Annotated in this window: 18 protein-coding genes; 4 read left to right on the forward strand and 14 right to left on the reverse strand. The window is 56.7% G+C overall.

Features of this window, described 5'->3' with window-relative positions; all coding sequences use genetic code 11:
• Window positions 1-12 precede the first annotated feature (12 nt).
• From pheS to thrS, 5 genes are all read right to left on the reverse strand, one after another.
• The gene (pheS, locus tag OQ460_RS15465) at window positions 13-1,029 is read right to left on the reverse strand and encodes a phenylalanine--tRNA ligase subunit alpha (RefSeq protein WP_410018307.1); all 1,017 of its coding nucleotides are present in this window, start codon (window positions 1,027-1,029) and stop codon (window positions 13-15) included.
• 109 nt (window positions 1,030-1,138) lie between these two features.
• Complete coding sequence (rplT, locus tag OQ460_RS15470; RefSeq protein WP_002553161.1) at window positions 1,139-1,495, reverse strand: 50S ribosomal protein L20; 357 nt, start codon at window positions 1,493-1,495, stop codon at window positions 1,139-1,141.
• Window positions 1,496-1,525: 30 nt separating this feature from the next.
• The gene (rpmI, locus tag OQ460_RS15475; RefSeq protein WP_002553160.1) at window positions 1,526-1,720 is read right to left on the reverse strand and encodes a 50S ribosomal protein L35; all 195 of its coding nucleotides are present in this window, start codon (window positions 1,718-1,720) and stop codon (window positions 1,526-1,528) included.
• Window positions 1,721-1,780: 60 nt separating this feature from the next.
• Window positions 1,781-2,332 (reverse strand): translation initiation factor IF-3, encoded by a 552-nt coding sequence (infC, locus tag OQ460_RS15480; protein WP_169960276.1) that lies wholly within the window; start codon window positions 2,330-2,332, stop codon window positions 1,781-1,783.
• On the reverse strand, window positions 2,332-4,254 hold the full coding sequence (thrS, locus tag OQ460_RS15485) for a threonine--tRNA ligase (RefSeq protein WP_410018308.1): 1,923 nt from the start codon (window positions 4,252-4,254) through the stop codon (window positions 2,332-2,334). The genes infC and thrS overlap by 1 nt, the downstream gene beginning before the upstream one ends.
• 361 nt (window positions 4,255-4,615) lie before the next feature.
• On the opposite strand from thrS, the gene OQ460_RS15490 reads away from it, so the two are divergent.
• Window positions 4,616-4,930, forward strand: a complete 315-nt coding sequence (locus tag OQ460_RS15490) for a hypothetical protein (RefSeq protein WP_410018309.1) — start codon at window positions 4,616-4,618, stop codon at window positions 4,928-4,930.
• 289 nt (window positions 4,931-5,219) lie between these two features.
• On the forward strand, window positions 5,220-5,432 hold the full coding sequence (locus tag OQ460_RS15495; RefSeq protein WP_003179963.1) for a cold-shock protein: 213 nt from the start codon (window positions 5,220-5,222) through the stop codon (window positions 5,430-5,432).
• Between the two features lie 72 nt (window positions 5,433-5,504).
• Here the strand turns inward: OQ460_RS15495 and OQ460_RS15500 are convergent, their stop codons facing one another.
• Together OQ460_RS15500 and OQ460_RS15505 are read right to left on the reverse strand one after the other, a co-directional pair.
• Window positions 5,505-5,825 (reverse strand): I78 family peptidase inhibitor, encoded by a 321-nt coding sequence (locus tag OQ460_RS15500; protein WP_410018310.1) that lies wholly within the window; start codon window positions 5,823-5,825, stop codon window positions 5,505-5,507.
• A 148-nt stretch (window positions 5,826-5,973) separates the two neighbouring features.
• Window positions 5,974-6,282, reverse strand: a complete 309-nt coding sequence (locus tag OQ460_RS15505; RefSeq protein WP_410018311.1) for a hypothetical protein — start codon at window positions 6,280-6,282, stop codon at window positions 5,974-5,976.
• 152 nt (window positions 6,283-6,434) lie between these two features.
• On the opposite strand from OQ460_RS15505, the gene OQ460_RS15510 reads away from it, so the two are divergent.
• Window positions 6,435-6,647, forward strand: a complete 213-nt coding sequence (locus OQ460_RS15510) for a hypothetical protein (RefSeq protein WP_410018312.1) — start codon at window positions 6,435-6,437, stop codon at window positions 6,645-6,647.
• A 19-nt stretch (window positions 6,648-6,666) separates the two neighbouring features.
• On the opposite strand, the gene OQ460_RS15515 is transcribed toward OQ460_RS15510, so the two are convergent.
• The 7 genes from OQ460_RS15515 to OQ460_RS15545 are packed head-to-tail and all read right to left on the reverse strand — an operon-like array spanning window position 6,667 to window position 13,628.
• Window positions 6,667-7,695 (reverse strand): nucleoside hydrolase, encoded by a 1,029-nt coding sequence (locus OQ460_RS15515; RefSeq protein ID WP_410018313.1) that lies wholly within the window; start codon window positions 7,693-7,695, stop codon window positions 6,667-6,669.
• 26 nt (window positions 7,696-7,721) lie between these two features.
• Window positions 7,722-8,123: a D-ribose pyranase gene (rbsD, locus tag OQ460_RS15520; protein WP_410018314.1), complete on the reverse strand. Its 402-nt coding sequence runs from the start codon at window positions 8,121-8,123 to the stop codon at window positions 7,722-7,724.
• On the reverse strand, window positions 8,120-9,037 hold the full coding sequence (gene rbsK / locus OQ460_RS15525; protein ID WP_410018315.1) for a ribokinase: 918 nt from the start codon (window positions 9,035-9,037) through the stop codon (window positions 8,120-8,122). The genes rbsD and rbsK overlap by 4 nt, the downstream gene beginning before the upstream one ends.
• Window positions 9,038-9,059: 22 nt before the next feature.
• Window positions 9,060-10,082: a LacI family DNA-binding transcriptional regulator gene (locus OQ460_RS15530; protein WP_410018316.1), complete on the reverse strand. Its 1,023-nt coding sequence runs from the start codon at window positions 10,080-10,082 to the stop codon at window positions 9,060-9,062.
• Window positions 10,083-10,085: 3 nt separating this feature from the next.
• On the reverse strand, window positions 10,086-11,063 hold the full coding sequence (locus OQ460_RS15535) for an ABC transporter permease (RefSeq protein ID WP_410018317.1): 978 nt from the start codon (window positions 11,061-11,063) through the stop codon (window positions 10,086-10,088).
• The gene (locus OQ460_RS15540; protein WP_410018318.1) at window positions 11,060-12,613 is read right to left on the reverse strand and encodes a sugar ABC transporter ATP-binding protein; all 1,554 of its coding nucleotides are present in this window, start codon (window positions 12,611-12,613) and stop codon (window positions 11,060-11,062) included. Before OQ460_RS15540 ends, OQ460_RS15535 begins: the two co-directional genes overlap by 4 nt.
• A 58-nt stretch (window positions 12,614-12,671) precedes the next feature.
• The gene (locus tag OQ460_RS15545) at window positions 12,672-13,628 is read right to left on the reverse strand and encodes a sugar ABC transporter substrate-binding protein (protein ID WP_410018319.1); all 957 of its coding nucleotides are present in this window, start codon (window positions 13,626-13,628) and stop codon (window positions 12,672-12,674) included.
• A 560-nt stretch (window positions 13,629-14,188) separates the two neighbouring features.
• On the opposite strand from OQ460_RS15545, the gene OQ460_RS15550 reads away from it, so the two are divergent.
• A complete protein-coding gene (locus OQ460_RS15550) occupies window positions 14,189-15,277 on the forward strand; it encodes an asparaginase (RefSeq protein WP_410018320.1) in 1,089 nt (362 codons plus the stop codon).
• Window positions 15,278-15,452 lie beyond the last annotated feature (175 nt).

The following is a 15,452-nucleotide window of genomic DNA, read 5'->3' on the forward strand; positions in this document are numbered from 1 at the left end:
GATCCGTTACGACTAGCGAAATTGCGCAAGAAACCGCAAGTCGTTGTCGAAGAACAGACGCAAGTCATTCACGCCGTAACGCAACATGGCCAGACGCTCAACGCCCATGCCAAAGGCGAAGCCGGAAAACTCTTCCGGATCGATCCCGGACATGCGCAGCACGTTGGGGTGAACCATGCCGCAGCCCATGACTTCCAGCCAGCCGGTCTGCTTGCAGACGCGGCAGCCTTTACCGCTGCACATCACGCATTCCATATCGACTTCAGCGGAAGGCTCGGTGAACGGGAAGTACGACGGACGGAAACGCACCGCCAGCTCTTTCTCGAAGAACACCCGCAGGAACTCTTCGATGGTGCCTTTGAGGTCGGCAAAATTGATGTCGCGATCAACCAACAGGCCTTCAACCTGGTGGAACATCGGCGAATGAGTGATATCGGAATCGCTACGGTATACACGACCTGGGCAGACGATGCGGATCGGCGGTTGCTGCGATTCCATGGTGCGGACCTGTACCGGCGAGGTATGGGTGCGCAACAACATGTTCGCGTTGAAATAGAAAGTGTCATGCATCGAACGGGCCGGGTGATGGCCTGGGATGTTGAGCGCTTCGAAGTTGTGATAGTCGTCTTCGACTTCAGGGCCTTCGGCAATGCCGTAGCCGATGTGGGTGAAGAACTGCTCGATACGTTCCAGAGTCCGGGTAACCGGATGCAGACCGCCTGAGGTCTGGCCGCGGCCAGGCAGGGTCACGTCAATGGACTCGGCGGCGAGCTTGGCCGCAAGATCGGCCTCCTCGAATAACGCCTTGCGCGCATTGAGAACCTCTGTGACACGCTCCTTGGCAACGTTGATCAGCGCACCGACTTGCGGACGCTCTTGTGCCGGCAAATTCCCCAGGGTCTTCATCACCTGAGTCAATTCACCCTTTTTGCCAAGGTAGTGAACCCGGATTTGCTCCAGGGCATTGATATCTTCAGCGCTTTGCACAGCCTCAAGAGCTTGAGCGACCAGCGCATCCAGGTTTTCCATGTACAGACTCCAGATACAAAATAGGGGAAGAGCTTGAAGGCTCTTCCCCTATTTATGACGTTTAACACCCTGGGTCACGGAAGTGACCCAGGGTGACTGTCGGGGGTACTTAAGCCAAGGTGGCTTTAGCTTTCTCGACAATCGCAGCAAACGCCGCTTTTTCGTTCACTGCCAGATCAGCCAGAACCTTACGGTCGATCTCGATGGACGCTTTCTTCAGGCCAGCGATGAAACGGCTGTAGGACAGACCGTTAACACGAGCACCAGCATTGATACGAGCGATCCACAGAGCGCGGAACTGACGTTTTTTCTGACGACGGTCACGGTAGGCGTATTGGCCTGCCTTGATTACCGCTTGCTTGGCAACACGGAATACGCGTGAACGCGCGCCGTAGTAGCCTTTAGCAAGTTTCAGAATTTTTTTGTGACGCTTACGGGCAATGACGCCACGCTTTACACGAGCCATGAGTTACTTCCTCTATTCTTGATCCAAAAATTAACGAAGGCGCAGCATGCGCTCGACTTTTGCCACGTCAGACGGATGCAGCAAGCTGCTACCGCGCAGTTGACGCTTACGCTTGGTCGACATTTTGGTCAGGATGTGGCTCTTGAAAGCGTGCTTGTGCTTGATACCGTTAGCAGTTTTCAGAAACCGCTTAGCAGCACCACTTTTAGTCTTCATCTTTGGCATGTTCGGATACTCCGCATTCAGTTGATAAACATAATCAGAAGGCCTGCCGTGCCCTATTGATTACTTCTTCTTTTTCGGGGCGATGACCATGATCAGCTGGCGTCCTTCCATCTTAGGATGCTGTTCGACCGAACCGTACTCGAGCAGGTCAGCTTCAACCCGCTTGAGGAGTTCCATCCCCAGCTCCTGGTGGGCCATCTCACGGCCGCGGAATCGCAAGGATACCTTGGCCCTGTCCCCATCACTCAGGAAACGTACCAGGTTGCGCAGTTTTACCTGGTAATCCCCTTCCTCCGTCCCTGGACGAAACTTGATTTCTTTAACCTGGATCTGCTTCTGGTTTTTCTTGGCTGCAGCAATCTGCTTCTTCTTCTCGAAGATCGATTTGCCGTAGTCCATCAGCTTGCAGACAGGAGGTACAGCATCGGCGGAAATCTCCACCAAATCGAGCTTGGCTTCTTCAGCCTTAAGAAGCGCGTCTTCAATTGACACAATCCCAAGCTGCTCGCCTTCAGCCCCGATTAACCGAACCTCACGTGCCGAGATATTCTCGTTGATCGGGGCTTTCGGTGCAGCTCGTTTATCTTGTCTCATTTCACGCTTAATAGTAATTACTCCGAATCTGGGCGACCACGCCGGGAAACCGCTTGCGCGAGAAACTCAGCGAACTGGGCGACGGGCATCGAGCCCAGGTCAGCACCTTCACGAGTACGCACAGCGACAGTCTGCATCTCGACTTCCCGATCTCCGATAACCAAGAGATAGGGAACCTTGAGCAAAGTATGCTCGCGGATTTTAAAGCCGATCTTTTCATTTCTCAAGTCAGACTTGGCACGAAATCCGCTTTCATTGAGAGTTTTTTCAACTTCAGCAGCAAAATCTGCCTGTTTATCAGTGATATTCATGATCACTGCCTGGGTCGGAGCCAGCCACGCAGGAAACGCGCCCTCGTAGTGCTCGATCAGGATGCCAACAAACCGTTCGAAAGAACCGAGAATCGCCCGGTGCAACATAACCGGGTGTTTACGGCTGTTGTCTTCGGAGACGTATTCGGCTCCCAGACGGATCGGCAGGTTAAAATCGAGCTGCAGAGTACCACACTGCCAGACGCGACCAAGGCAATCTTTCAGCGAGAACTCGATCTTCGGCCCGTAGAACGCACCCTCCCCCGGCTGCAGATCGTACGCAAGGCCCGCGCTGTCCAGCGCAGCAGCCAGTGCAGCTTCGGCGCGATCCCATAATTCGTCGGAGCCAACGCGCTTTTCCGGACGAGTGGACAGTTTCATTTCGACTTCGGTAAAGCCGAAATCGCGATAAACGTCCATGGTCAGCTTGATGAAAGCAGCGGATTCGGCTTGCATCTGTTCTTCTGTGCAGAAGATGTGAGCGTCGTCCTGAGTGAACCCACGGACACGCATGATGCCGTGCAAGGCACCCGATGGTTCGTTACGGTGGCAGGCACCGAACTCTGCCAGGCGCATCGGCAGCTCGCGATAGCTCTTCAGGCCCTGATTGAACACCTGCACGTGGCAAGGGCAGTTCATCGGCTTGATGGCGTAGTCGCGGTTTTCCGACTGCGTGGTGAACATATTGTCGGCGTAGTTGGCCCAATGCCCGGATTTCTCCCACAAGCTTCGATCAACCACCTGTGGAGTCTTGATCTCCAGGTAACCGTTCTCACGCTGCACCTTGCGCATGTACTGCTCGAGCACTTGGTACAGGGTCCAGCCGTTCGGGTGCCAGAACACCATGCCCGGTGCTTCTTCTTGGAGGTGGAACAGGTTCAGGCGCTTGCCGATCTTACGGTGATCGCGCTTTTCCGCTTCTTCAATACGCTGGATATAGGCCGCCAGCTGTTTCTTGTCAGCCCAGGCAGTGCCGTAGATCCGCTGCAACTGCTCATTCTTCGCGTCGCCGCGCCAGTAGGCACCGGACAGTTTGGTCAGCTTGAAGGATTTGAGAAAACGCGTATTCGGCACGTGCGGACCACGGCACATGTCGACGTACTCTTCGTGGTAGTACAGCCCCATGGCCTGTTCATCGGGCATGTCTTCCACCAGGCGCAGCTTGTAGTCTTCGCCGCGGGCGGTAAACACGTCGATCACTTCGGCGCGCGGAGTGACTTTCTTGATGACGTCGTAATCTTTCTCGATCAACGCATGCATGCGCGCTTCGATCGCCGCCAGGTCGTCCGGGGTGAAAGGACGCTCATAGGCAATATCGTAATAGAAGCCTTCTTCGATGACCGGCCCGATGACCATCTTGGCCGTCGGGTACAGCTGCTTGACCGCATGACCAATCAGGTGCGCGCAGGAGTGACGAATGATCTCCAGCCCCTCTTGATCCTTGGGCGTAATGATTTGCAGGCTGGCATCGCTGGTGATCAGGTCACTGGCGTCAACCAGTTTGCCGTCGACCTTGCCGGCCACGGTGGCTTTGGCCAGGCCAGCACCAATGGATGCGGCGACCTCGGCTACGGAAACCGATTGATCGAATGAACGTTGACTGCCGTCGGGAAGAGTAATAGTTGGCATGGCGCCTCCTCTCCTAGTGGTGACCCCTACCAAAGGTCACGTGGGTTGGGATGAGCCAGTACAAGATCCAACACCAGGCCGCCCATTGCTGAACGCCTGCCTTACAGCGGCAGGGACCTTTCGGCCAACCGATAATCGAACCAGAGTGACTGGAGTTAAACAAAAACATGGCGAGGCGACAAAGGTTGCGCCTGAAAATAGCCAAGCGGGAGATGCTAGCACAGATGAACGGTCATCGCGCTGACACCCTGTTGTGCAAAGGCAAAATCAACTCTTTATAGATGCAAAAGTGAACTTGAGCTGTACGCCTCCCCTCAAACCCACTGAGAATCGCCGTTCGCCCTCGACTCAAAGGAGCACCATGATGCGTTTTATCCCAACCCTCGCTCTCGCCGCGTCCCTGACATTGCTGTCCCTCGGTGCCCAGGCTGCGGCCCCTTCGAACTGGCCTGCCGGTGCCCGTGACGCCTTCGTCAACGATTGCAGCACTGCCGCCAGCCAGAACGTAGACGTCAAAACTGCCAAAGCCCATTGTGAATGTGGCGCGGACAAGATCAATGCTGAATTGAGCACTGCAGAAATCAAGGAGCTCATGACCAACCAGAACGCCAGTACCGACCTGAAAAACAAGGCCGTGGCAGCTATTTCATCGTGCAAGGTGGTGAAGAAAAAGTAAGTTTGACCGCCGTTCAGACGAATGCTTAGCCGGAAAAACAGCCCGAAAACTGCCATTTCTCACAAATTACGTAGCTTTTACTGCTTTTTTTACCAGCTGATATTTCACGCGAAAGCCCCATAAACCGGGGCTTTCAGCCAGCCAAGGCACTCTGCGCAACGCGATTGATTAGCAAACAATGCCTTGGGGGGGCTCCCAAGCCGAACATTTCGACTATGATAGCCCAGTGTGCCCAGTTGGCCTGAGCAGCACAGCACTACTGAAAATATATGTTTCTTGGAGATACACCATGTCTAATCGCCAAACCGGCACCGTTAAATGGTTCAACGATGAAAAAGGCTTCGGCTTCATCACTCCTCAAGGTGGCGGTGACGACCTGTTCGTACACTTCAAAGCTATCGAAAGCGACGGTTTCAAAAGCCTGAAAGAAGGCCAAACCGTTTCCTTCGTGGCTGAGAAAGGCCAAAAGGGTATGCAAGCTGCACAGGTTCGCCCAGAGTAATTTCTGAGCCAATCAAAAAAACCCCGTCCATGTGACGGGGTTTTTTGTGGGTGAAGCAAAAGCGTCGGGCAATCAGCCGCAGTTGACGCGCGTGATCACCAGATTGTCGTCGGTGTTGAGATTCAGGCGATCAGAACGGTATTCCAGGGTAACCATGTCATTGGGCTTGAGGATCCGGGCGTTCTGCGCCCCCGCCCGGGCACGGGCCTGCTCCAGCAGTTGAGGCGACGCCTTCTGGCCTACCGCAAACTGTGCAGCCGCCGCTTCGCAACGGGTATGAGCAGCGTCAGCCACGGCCGTGTCTTTGGCGGGCTCTGAGGTACCCGGGGTGCTGCACCCAGCCAGAAGGGCTGCTGCCAACAAGGTACCGAATGATGCGAGCTTCCAAGGCATGAAGCCTCCTTTGAGAAAAAATGGTCAGAGATCGTGCGACAGCCGATTCCCAATTTGGTTTCAGGATCGTCGCTATTCGTCGTGGGCAAGTCTGCCTGACTCAACGCCGCATCCCGGGGAATCAATCGTCACCAGATATGAATGAATCTCAGTAGATATCGATGTAGTCATGGGGGGGAGTAGGCCAGTTCTGCTTCAGCGCATTAAAAATCTGGGTTACCCAGACTTCATCGCTGGCAGCCACATTCCCGACATACCCCGAACCCTTGGCCCAGGTCTCCAGGCGAAACAGCAGCTCATCGATATCCGCACCGCCTACTTGGCTGCCAGAGGAAATATAGGCAATACCGACCTTGGTCACCCGCAACTGGGTGTGTTCGTCGTCGCTGGCACTGGCGATCAGTTGGCGCACGGCCGCCAGCGTCAGGCCCTCAGGATTGCTCAAATCAATCTGCACGTGGTGTTCCCGACAATTAAACAGGCTGACAGTGTGGCACAGCCCTTTCTTCATGCCTAAGTAGCAGTGCCAAATGCCGCGTGAAATGGTTAACTGGCTCGGTAAAGGTTGCGCTTTAGCGCATAGCCCAGTTTTCAGCCCGCGAGACATACATGACCACCGTGACCCTGCAAGCCGACATCAAAGCCAAGTGGCCCCAAGGACAAAGTTCCTATAGCCCCGGGAGCCCGGAGGAGCTGGCGATCATCGGTATTGACTTGCTGGTGAAGGAGCTGGGCACAAAGTCAGCCCGAACGTTCATCGACCAGATATTTGGAAAATACCCGGCCGATCATATGGGTGCGCATAACCCCGAACGCGATTAGTACATGGCTGGCACACGATTTACTTCAAGCGCGCAAGGCGCTCGGTGAGTAGATCGAAAAAGCCTTGGGCGTCGCCGTTTTCAACCCAGAACACGTTCTTGTCCTGCTTGAGGCCGTCATACCAGTCGACAATGGTCTGGCCAAAGGTCGGCCCTTCGCGGCTGTCCACCACCATGTTGGCCTGGCGCCCGCTGAACAGTTCGGGCTTGAGCAGGTAGGCAATGACTGTAGCGTCATGCACCGGGCCGCCCGGGATGCCGTAGTGCTCCATATCCCCTTTGACGTACTCGTTGAGAATATCGCCGACCACTTTGCTGGCATTGTTTTTCAGGTCAGCGATTTTCTTCAGGCGCGCCTCACTGGTGAGGACCTTATGGGTCACATCCAGTGGCAGGTAGGTCAGCTTGACGCCGCTTTTAAGCACAATTTCAGCGGCAATCGGATCGGCGAACAAGTTGAACTCGGCCACCGGCGTAATGTTGCCACCGTTGAAGTGCGCGCCGCCCATCACTACCACTTCCTTGATGCCTTGAGTGATTCCAGGTGCCTGAGTCAATGCCAGCGCCAGATTGGTCTGTGGACCCAGCATGGCGATGGTGATGCTATGGGGCTTGGCGGTGCTGAGGGTTTTAATCAGGTAGTCGACCGCATTCCCTTCGGCCAGACCTTTTTTGGGTTCGTGTACGGTGACGCCGGAAATACCCTCTTTGCCGTGAATGTTTTCAGCATAGATCGGTGTACGCAGCAAAGGTTGCGGCGCTCCGGCATACACCGGTATCTCTTCGCGCCCCGCCCACTCGCGCGCCAGTCGCGCATTGCGTGAGGTCTTGTCCAGACGCACGTTGCCTGCCACGGTGGTCAGCGCGCGAATATTCAGTTCTTCAGGCGAGGCCATGGCAAACAGCAACGCGACCACATCATCGGCACCTGGATCGGTATCAATGATCAGGTCGATTTTTTCCGCCGCCTGGGCGCTTCCAGCAGTCAATACGGACAAAAGCAGCACACTCCGGAACAGATGTCGCAGGGTTTGGGTACTAGGTTGCATGACGCTCTCCTTGTCATTGGGGAATACTAGAAAGTCACACCGGAAACCAGCGCGATATTGCAGTAAGGCTGGCACTCGCCCGTGCGTACAACTGCACGCGCCTTGCGGCTGAGCAGCTTGAACTCGTCATGACTCAACAGTCGCCGCTCGCCCAGGTCGCCCGGATCAAGAGTATTAAGATCCGCCAGGGCCGGGGGCTGTCGGAGCAGGATTTCTTCGGCCAATACGTGGCTTTCGACCTGCATCTCGCTGAGCACAATGCGCAACGTGCTGACGAAGTCCGGAATGCCCCTGGTCAGCGCCAGGTCAATCAACTCGACACCCGGCGGTACGGGCAGGCCGGCATCGCCGATCACCAGGATATCCCCGTGACCAAGGGATGCGATCACTCGCGACAAGGCGATATTGAGTAACGGTGTCTTTTTCATGCGGGGACATAACCTTGAACGTCGTTTAACGAGGGAATGGAAGGTTGCGCCCCCGCTCTGGTGACCGACAAGGCCGCGGCGACCTGGCCAAAGCGGATGGCCTCGGCCTCGCTTTTACCGTTGGCCAGCGCAGCGGCAAAGCCGCCAACGAACGTGTCGCCAGCCGCCGTGGTGTCGACTGCCTTGACCTTGGGCGCCGGCAAATGCTCGAAGCTCCGGCCATCGGCGAACAGCGCGCCCTGGGCGCCGAGGGTCACGATTACCTTGCCCGCTCCAGCCTTGATCAGCTGTGCAGCTGCCACCTTGGCAGTCTCCAGGGAGTCGACCATCACGCCACTCAAGGCCGACGCCTCGCTTTCATTGGGGATCAGGTAGTCGATCGCGGCGTACCAGTCTTCTGGGAGCGGCCCGCTGGCCGGCGCTGGATTGAGGATCACCGTCTTGCCCAATTCGCGTGAACGCTTGAGGGTGTACCCCACGGTCGCCATTGGTACTTCAAGCTGGCAGACCACTACATCGGCGGACTGCAGCACGCTGTCGAATGACTGTACCACCGCAGGTGTCAACTGACCGTTGCTCCCCGCGACGATAACAATCGCGTTCTGGCTGCTGTCGTCGACCACAATCAACGCAACACCGCTGGAGCCATCGACCTGGCTGACGGCCTGGCAATCAATACCTTCTACCTGCAATGCACCGCGCAACTCGGCGCCGTAGGCATCAGAGCCTACGCAGCCAATCATCGCGACATCTCCCCCCAGCCGCGCAGAGGCCACTGCCTGATTGGCCCCCTTCCCTCCCGCAACCGTGAAAAACGATTGGCCGACCAGGGTCTCACCGGCGCGAGGCAGCCGGCTGGCTCGGGTGACCAGGTCCATGTTCAAGCTGCCGACTACCACTACTTTTGCTTGCATACATCAATACTCATCAATTCATTCAGCGGGTTGAGGCGAACACAGCGGCCAATGGCGCTGTTGACTCGCGCAAAACAATGCTCGGCGTCACGATGCGTTGATCGACCGGCAAATGGGGCGTCGCAATCCGACGCAGTAAAAGCTCCGCCGCCATCTCCCCCAATTGCAGGATCGACTGACCGACCGTGGTCAATGCCGGATAGACATAACGACTCATTTGAATGTCATCGAAGCCGATCACCGACAGCTCGGCAGGCACCCGTATATTGCGCTCGGCGGCAGCCCGCAAAACGCCGAAACCGATCATGTCGTTGCCGGCGAATATTGCAGTGGGAGGATCACTCGCCAGTAAGGTCGCGGCCACGGTATAACCACCCGTGCTGGTGAAGTCGCTTTCCAGCACCCGGTTTGCGGGCACTTCAATTCCGGCCTCCCGCAGCGCACGGCAATAGCCGGCCAGACGCATTTGCGCCACACGGGTATGCGCCGGGCCGCCGATGCACGCGATATCCCGATGCCCCAGCGCCAACAGGTGCCGCGTAGCCAGGTACGCGCCTTGTTCGTGATCGATGCGCACCAGATCCACATCAATCCCGTCGAGGCCCCGGTCGACGATAACCATTGGCGTACGCACCGCTTTCAAACCACTCGTCAGGCCACTGTCATCTCCGCCTACCGAGGTGACAATCAAGCCGTCGATACGTTTTTCCAGCAGCACTCTTAGGTAGCTGCGCTGTTTTTCGGCGTTGTCGTCGGAGTTGCAGAGAATCACGCAGTAACCGTTTCGCTCGCAGTAATCCTCGATGCCCCTGGCCAACTCCGCGAAATAGGGGTTGAGGCTGTTGGGCACCAGCAGACCGATAGTGGCGGTGGTCTTGGCCTTCAATGATCGCGCGACGGCACTGGGCACATAGTCCAGCTGCTTGATGGCCGCTTCGACCTTGATTCGCACAGGCTCACTGACCGGTCGCGTCTTGTTCACCACATGGGACACCGTGGTATAGGAAATACCCGCCAGTGCCGCCACATCCTTGATGGTTGCCATGACTCAGGCCCGCCGACTGGCGCGCTGGCTGCGGTAGGTGTCGAGCACCACGGCGATCACGATCACGGCGCCAGTAATGATGCGCTTGGTGGGTTCGCTCGCACCAATCTGTGCCAGGCCTGCGGCCAATACGGAAATGATCAACACGCCAAAGAAGGTACTGATCACCGAACCACGCCCCCCCATCAGGCTGGTGCCGCCGATCACCACGGCTGCAATCACTTGCAGCTCCAACCCCGAACCGGCGTTCGGGTCCGCCGCCTCCAGGCGGGAGATCTGGAACAGTGCTGCCAGGCCTGCGAGCAACCCCATGAGGGTGAACACCAGAACCTTGTAGGGCTTTGGATTGATCCCTGCCAGGCGCACAGCTTCTTCGTTGGTGCCGATGCCGATCAGGTAGCGACCGAACACCGTACGGGTCAATACCGCCTGGGCAACGATGATCACCAGCAAAGCGATGATGAACGACGGAGAGATGCCAAAGGCAATCGGGTTGGACAGCCAGGCGAAGGAATCACCGATGTAAGCCGTGCGCGAACCGGTCAGTTGATAAGCCGCGCCACGGGCCATTTCCAGCACACCCAGGGAAACGATAAACGATGGAATACGCCAGGCCACGGTAATGGAACCGGTCAGGGTGCCCGCCAACGCGGCACATCCCATGCCCAGCAATGCCGCAGGCACCACGCTCCAGCCCCAACTCAGGATCGCCACGCTGACGGCCGACGCCGCCAGGGCCAGTACCGAGCCCACCGACAGATCGATGCCGCCGATGATCAGGATAAAGGTCATGCCTACGGCCAGCACCATCAAGCCCGGGATCTGGTTGGCAATGGTGCTGAAGGTGTCATAGGACCAAAAGTGGTCGCTCAACGCCGAAAACAGCGCAATCATCGCCAACAAGGCGCCGGCCAGGCCCAAATACGTGCCCAGTCCATAGAAGTTGCCGCCTGGCTTGGCGGTGGAAGACGTTGTTTTCATGGGGCAGTCCTAGGCGCTGCTTCGTTGAGCAGCGCATCACGTTTTTGATAGCCGGCAAACGCGGCGGCGAGCAATTCGTCTTGAGTCCAGCTGTCACGCTCGAAGGTTTCGATCAGGCGCCCGGCCGACAGCACGCCGATACGGTCGCAGATAAGCATCAGCTCGCGCAGGTCGCTGGACACGACTACCAACGCCTTGCCCTGACGGGTCAATTCGCCGAGCAGCGCATAGATATCAAACTTGGCCCCCACATCGATGCCGCGAGTGGGTTCATCAAACAGCAGTACAGAACAGTCGCGCTCCAACCAGCGGCCAATCACCACCTTCTGTTGATTGCCACCCGAGAGCTCAGATACCAACTGCTCCGGCCCCGAGCTACGAATGCGCATGGCATCGATCTGGCGCTTGGCCAGGGTCGCTTCGTCCCGCCCATTGACCACACCGGCGCTGGAAATTTCCGGCATGTTGCCCAGCGCAATATTGGCACTGATGGACTGGGTCAGCAGCAAGCCCTCGCCCTTGCGATCCTCGGTGATCAGCGCAATGCCATGCCCCACCGCATCGACGGGTGAACGGATACTGACCACCCGGGCCGGCGACCCCAGGGCCACGGTGCCGCTATCGGCCGGGTCTGCACCAAAGATCAGGCGCAACAATTCGGTCCGGCCTGCGCCGATCAAGCCAGAAATCCCGTAGATTTCACCGGCGCGAACCTCAAAGGAAACATCACGAACCTTGTCCGCACGCGTCAGGCCCTTGACCGTCAATGCCGGGTCTCCGAGGGTGCGTGCACCAAGGTCGATATGCTCGCCCAACTCGCGCCCCACCATCAGGGTGACCAGTTGCTCGCTGCTGTAATTGGCCATGGGTTCGACACAAACCAACTGGCCATCTCGCAATACCGCAATGCGCTGGGCCACACGAGCCAGTTCCTCCAGACGATGGGAAATATAGATGATCGCCACCCCACGGGCTTGCAGACGGGTGATTTGCTCAAACAGCATTTCAACTTCACGGGCGGTCAGCATCGCCGTCGGTTCATCGAGGATCAGCACATGGCAATCACCGATCAGGTTACGGGCGATCTCGACCATTTGTTGATGACCGATACCCAGGCTGCCCACCAACGTGTCCGGGTCGATGGCATCCAACCCCACCTGAGCCATGGCCTCGATCGCGGCCTTGCGCAATTGCTTGCGACTGATCCAACCACCGTGATTGGGCAGGTTATCCAGGAACAGGTTTTCGGCCACCGTCAGGGTGGGCAGCAGATTCAGCTCCTGCATGACCATGCGGATGCCCAGACCTTCTGCCTGGGTCCGACTACCTGGGGCGTAGGCCTGACCGTTGAACTGCATCTGGCCGGTGGTCGGTGTGACCAACCCACCGATGATCTTCGATAACGTACTTTTACCCGCACCGTTCTCGCCGGTCAGCGCCAACACCTCCCCGCGATTGAGCGTCAGGGTGATGTCAGCCAGAACCGGCTGGGCGTAGGTCTTGCCTATACCGCTGACCGAAAGGACAGCAGCCGGGGCGCAAGATGACATAGGGAAATCTCCAGGCGCCCGCCCTGGTTGGGCGGACGCTGTGTTGCACGGACAGGGATTACTTTTTGAGAACGAGTTCGACCGGGGTTTCGATCACACCATCAACAGACTCTACTTTTTCCCCGCTGATCAGCTTCAGCGCATTCTGGATGCCGAAAACCGCTTGCTGAGCGGCGGCCTGGTCAGCGGTCGCCAGTACGCGGCCGTCTTGCAGCATCGGCTTGATGGCCTCGATGTTGTCATAGCCAACCACTTGCACCTTGCCTGCCTTGCCAGCGGCGCGAATAGCAGAAACCGCGCCTACCGCCATATTGTCGTTGCCAGCCAGCAAGGCCTTGAGATCCGGGTATTCACTCAACATCGCAGCAGCGACCTTATTGCCACCGTCGATTTCCCAGTTACCGGACTGGATGGAAACGATCTTCATACCTGCCGCTTCCATCGCATCCTTGAAGCCAGCGGTACGTTGCTGAGCATTGGTAGTGGTGGAAACACCTTCAATAATGCCGACTTTGTCGCCGGCACTCAGTTGCTTGGCCAGGTACTCGCCAACCAGACGTGAGCCCTTGCGGTTATCCGGCCCGACGAAAGGAATATCCAGGGATTTTCCTTTCAGCACTTGTGGATCAAGACGGTTGTCGATATTGACGACCTTGATCCCCTTTTTGCTGGCTTTTTCCAGGGCTGAGGCCAGCGCCTTGGAGTCAGCGGGCGCGATAACCAACGCATCAACCTTGGCCAGGACCATCTGGTTGACGATATCAATCTGGGCTGCCGTATCGGTTTCGTTCTTGATGCCGTTGGTGATCATGTCGAAATCGGCGGCATGGGCTTTCTGATAGTCCTTGGCACCGTCTTGCATCGTGACGAAAAACTCATTGGCAAGGGACTTCATCACCAGACCGATCTTGGGTTTGGCAGCGTCTTCGGCAAATACAGGGGAGAGGGGCAGAGCAGCGGATACAGCAACCAGCATAGCGCTAGCAAGAAGACGTCCAGCAAATGGCAGCTTCATGGGTTCACTCCGATCTTATGATTATTGTGAGCAACGCTTACACCGAAGGACACCTCGCAAGCCATCCCGCAGGACGACTGATACGAAGCTTCACGTCACGTATAGAGTGAACATGAAACGTCTCGCAAACGTTTGCGTTGAACAAACTATGCGAAGCCTGTCGAAATTTGTCAACGAAAGATAAGACCTTTTTCTGTACCCGCTCTATGTCCTGCCCTACAGCCCGTTACCCATGCTGTTAAACATCAGCGACACATCCTCGTTCTCTAAACCGACGGATCGCGATCGTTGTTTCAGGGAGACATCCATGAATTTTCTGTCATCGTTTTCGGACAACCGAACAGCGGGTGGACTCATGTTCGGAAACTCGGACAGACACAACAAAACATTTGCAAAAATATCAATTAAATTTGTTTTAAATCAATAAGTTAAAAACTCAAGCCAAACAAAATCCTGCTGGTACAAATCCTGCTCTCAATCCCCACCTCGTGGCGCTCAGCGCAGCCCGGGTGTTCTAGATGAACCTGCATAAGCATTCATCAAAACCAGAGAGAAAAATAATGAAATCCGCACTCAAGAACTTTGTCCCGGGCGCTTTAGCCCTGCTGCTGCTCTTCCCTGTTGCTGCCCAGGCAAAGGAAGTTGAATCCAAGACCAAGCTGTCCAATGTAATCGTCCTCGCCACTGGCGGCACTATTGCCGGTGCCGGCGCGAGCGCTGCCAACAGTGCCACCTACCAGGCTGCCAAGGTGGGTATCGAACAACTGATCGCCGGTATTCCCGAACTCAGCCAGATTGCCAATGTGCGCGGCGAGCAAGTGATGCAGATCGCCTCCGAGAGCATCAACAACGAAAACTTGCTGCAACTGGGGCGCCGTGTCGCCGAGCTGGCCGACAGCAAGGACGTGGACGGCATCGTGATCACCCACGGCACCGACACCCTGGAAGAAACCGCCTACTTCCTCAACCTAGTGGAGAAAACCGACAAGCCAATCGTCGTGGTCGGCTCCATGCGCCCGGGTACAGCCATGTCGGCCGACGGCATGCTCAACCTGTACAACGCGGTAGCCGTTGCTGGCAGCAAAGAGGCGCGTGGCAAAGGCGTGCTGGTGACCATGAACGACGAGATCCATTCGGGTCGCGACGTCAGCAAGATGATCAACATCAAGACCGAAGCCTTCAAAAGCGCCTGGGGTCCGATGGGCATGGTCGTTGAAGGCAAGTCCTACTGGTTCCGCTTGCCAGCCAAGCGCCACACCATGAGCTCGGAGTTCGACATCAAGACCATCAAGAGTCTGCCGGACGTTGAAATTGCCTACGGCTATGGCAATGTAAGCGACACCGCCTACAAAGCCTTGGCCAATGCCGGCGCGAAAGCCATCATCCACGCCGGTACCGGCAATGGCTCGGTGTCCTCCAAGGTAGTGCCTGCCCTGCAGGAACTGCGCAAGGAAGGCGTTCAGATCATCCGCTCTTCCCACGTCAATGCCGGTGGTTTCGTTCTGCGCAACGCCGAACAGCCTGACGATAAATACGACTGGGTGGTCGCCCATGACCTGAACCCACAGAAAGCCCGGATCCTGGCAATGGTCGCCCTGACCAAGACCCAGGACAGCAAAGAACTGCAACGGATGTTCTGGGAATATTGATTCCTCCTCGGCCCGACTTTTATAGCCGGGCCATCTCCACTCGCGGCACTCCGCGAGTGGAGTGCACGCCCCGCTCTGCCTCCTCCAGTAAAAAATCCTTAAAAAACAGTGGGCATCTGCATAAAAGCGGACATTCCACTGTCATAGGGTGCTTCTTCAATTTTAAGCAGTTGCG

Origin of the sequence: Pseudomonas imrae (assembly GCF_046352735.2) — a bacterium.
Classification (GTDB): domain Bacteria; phylum Pseudomonadota; class Gammaproteobacteria; order Pseudomonadales; family Pseudomonadaceae; genus Aquipseudomonas; species Aquipseudomonas imrae.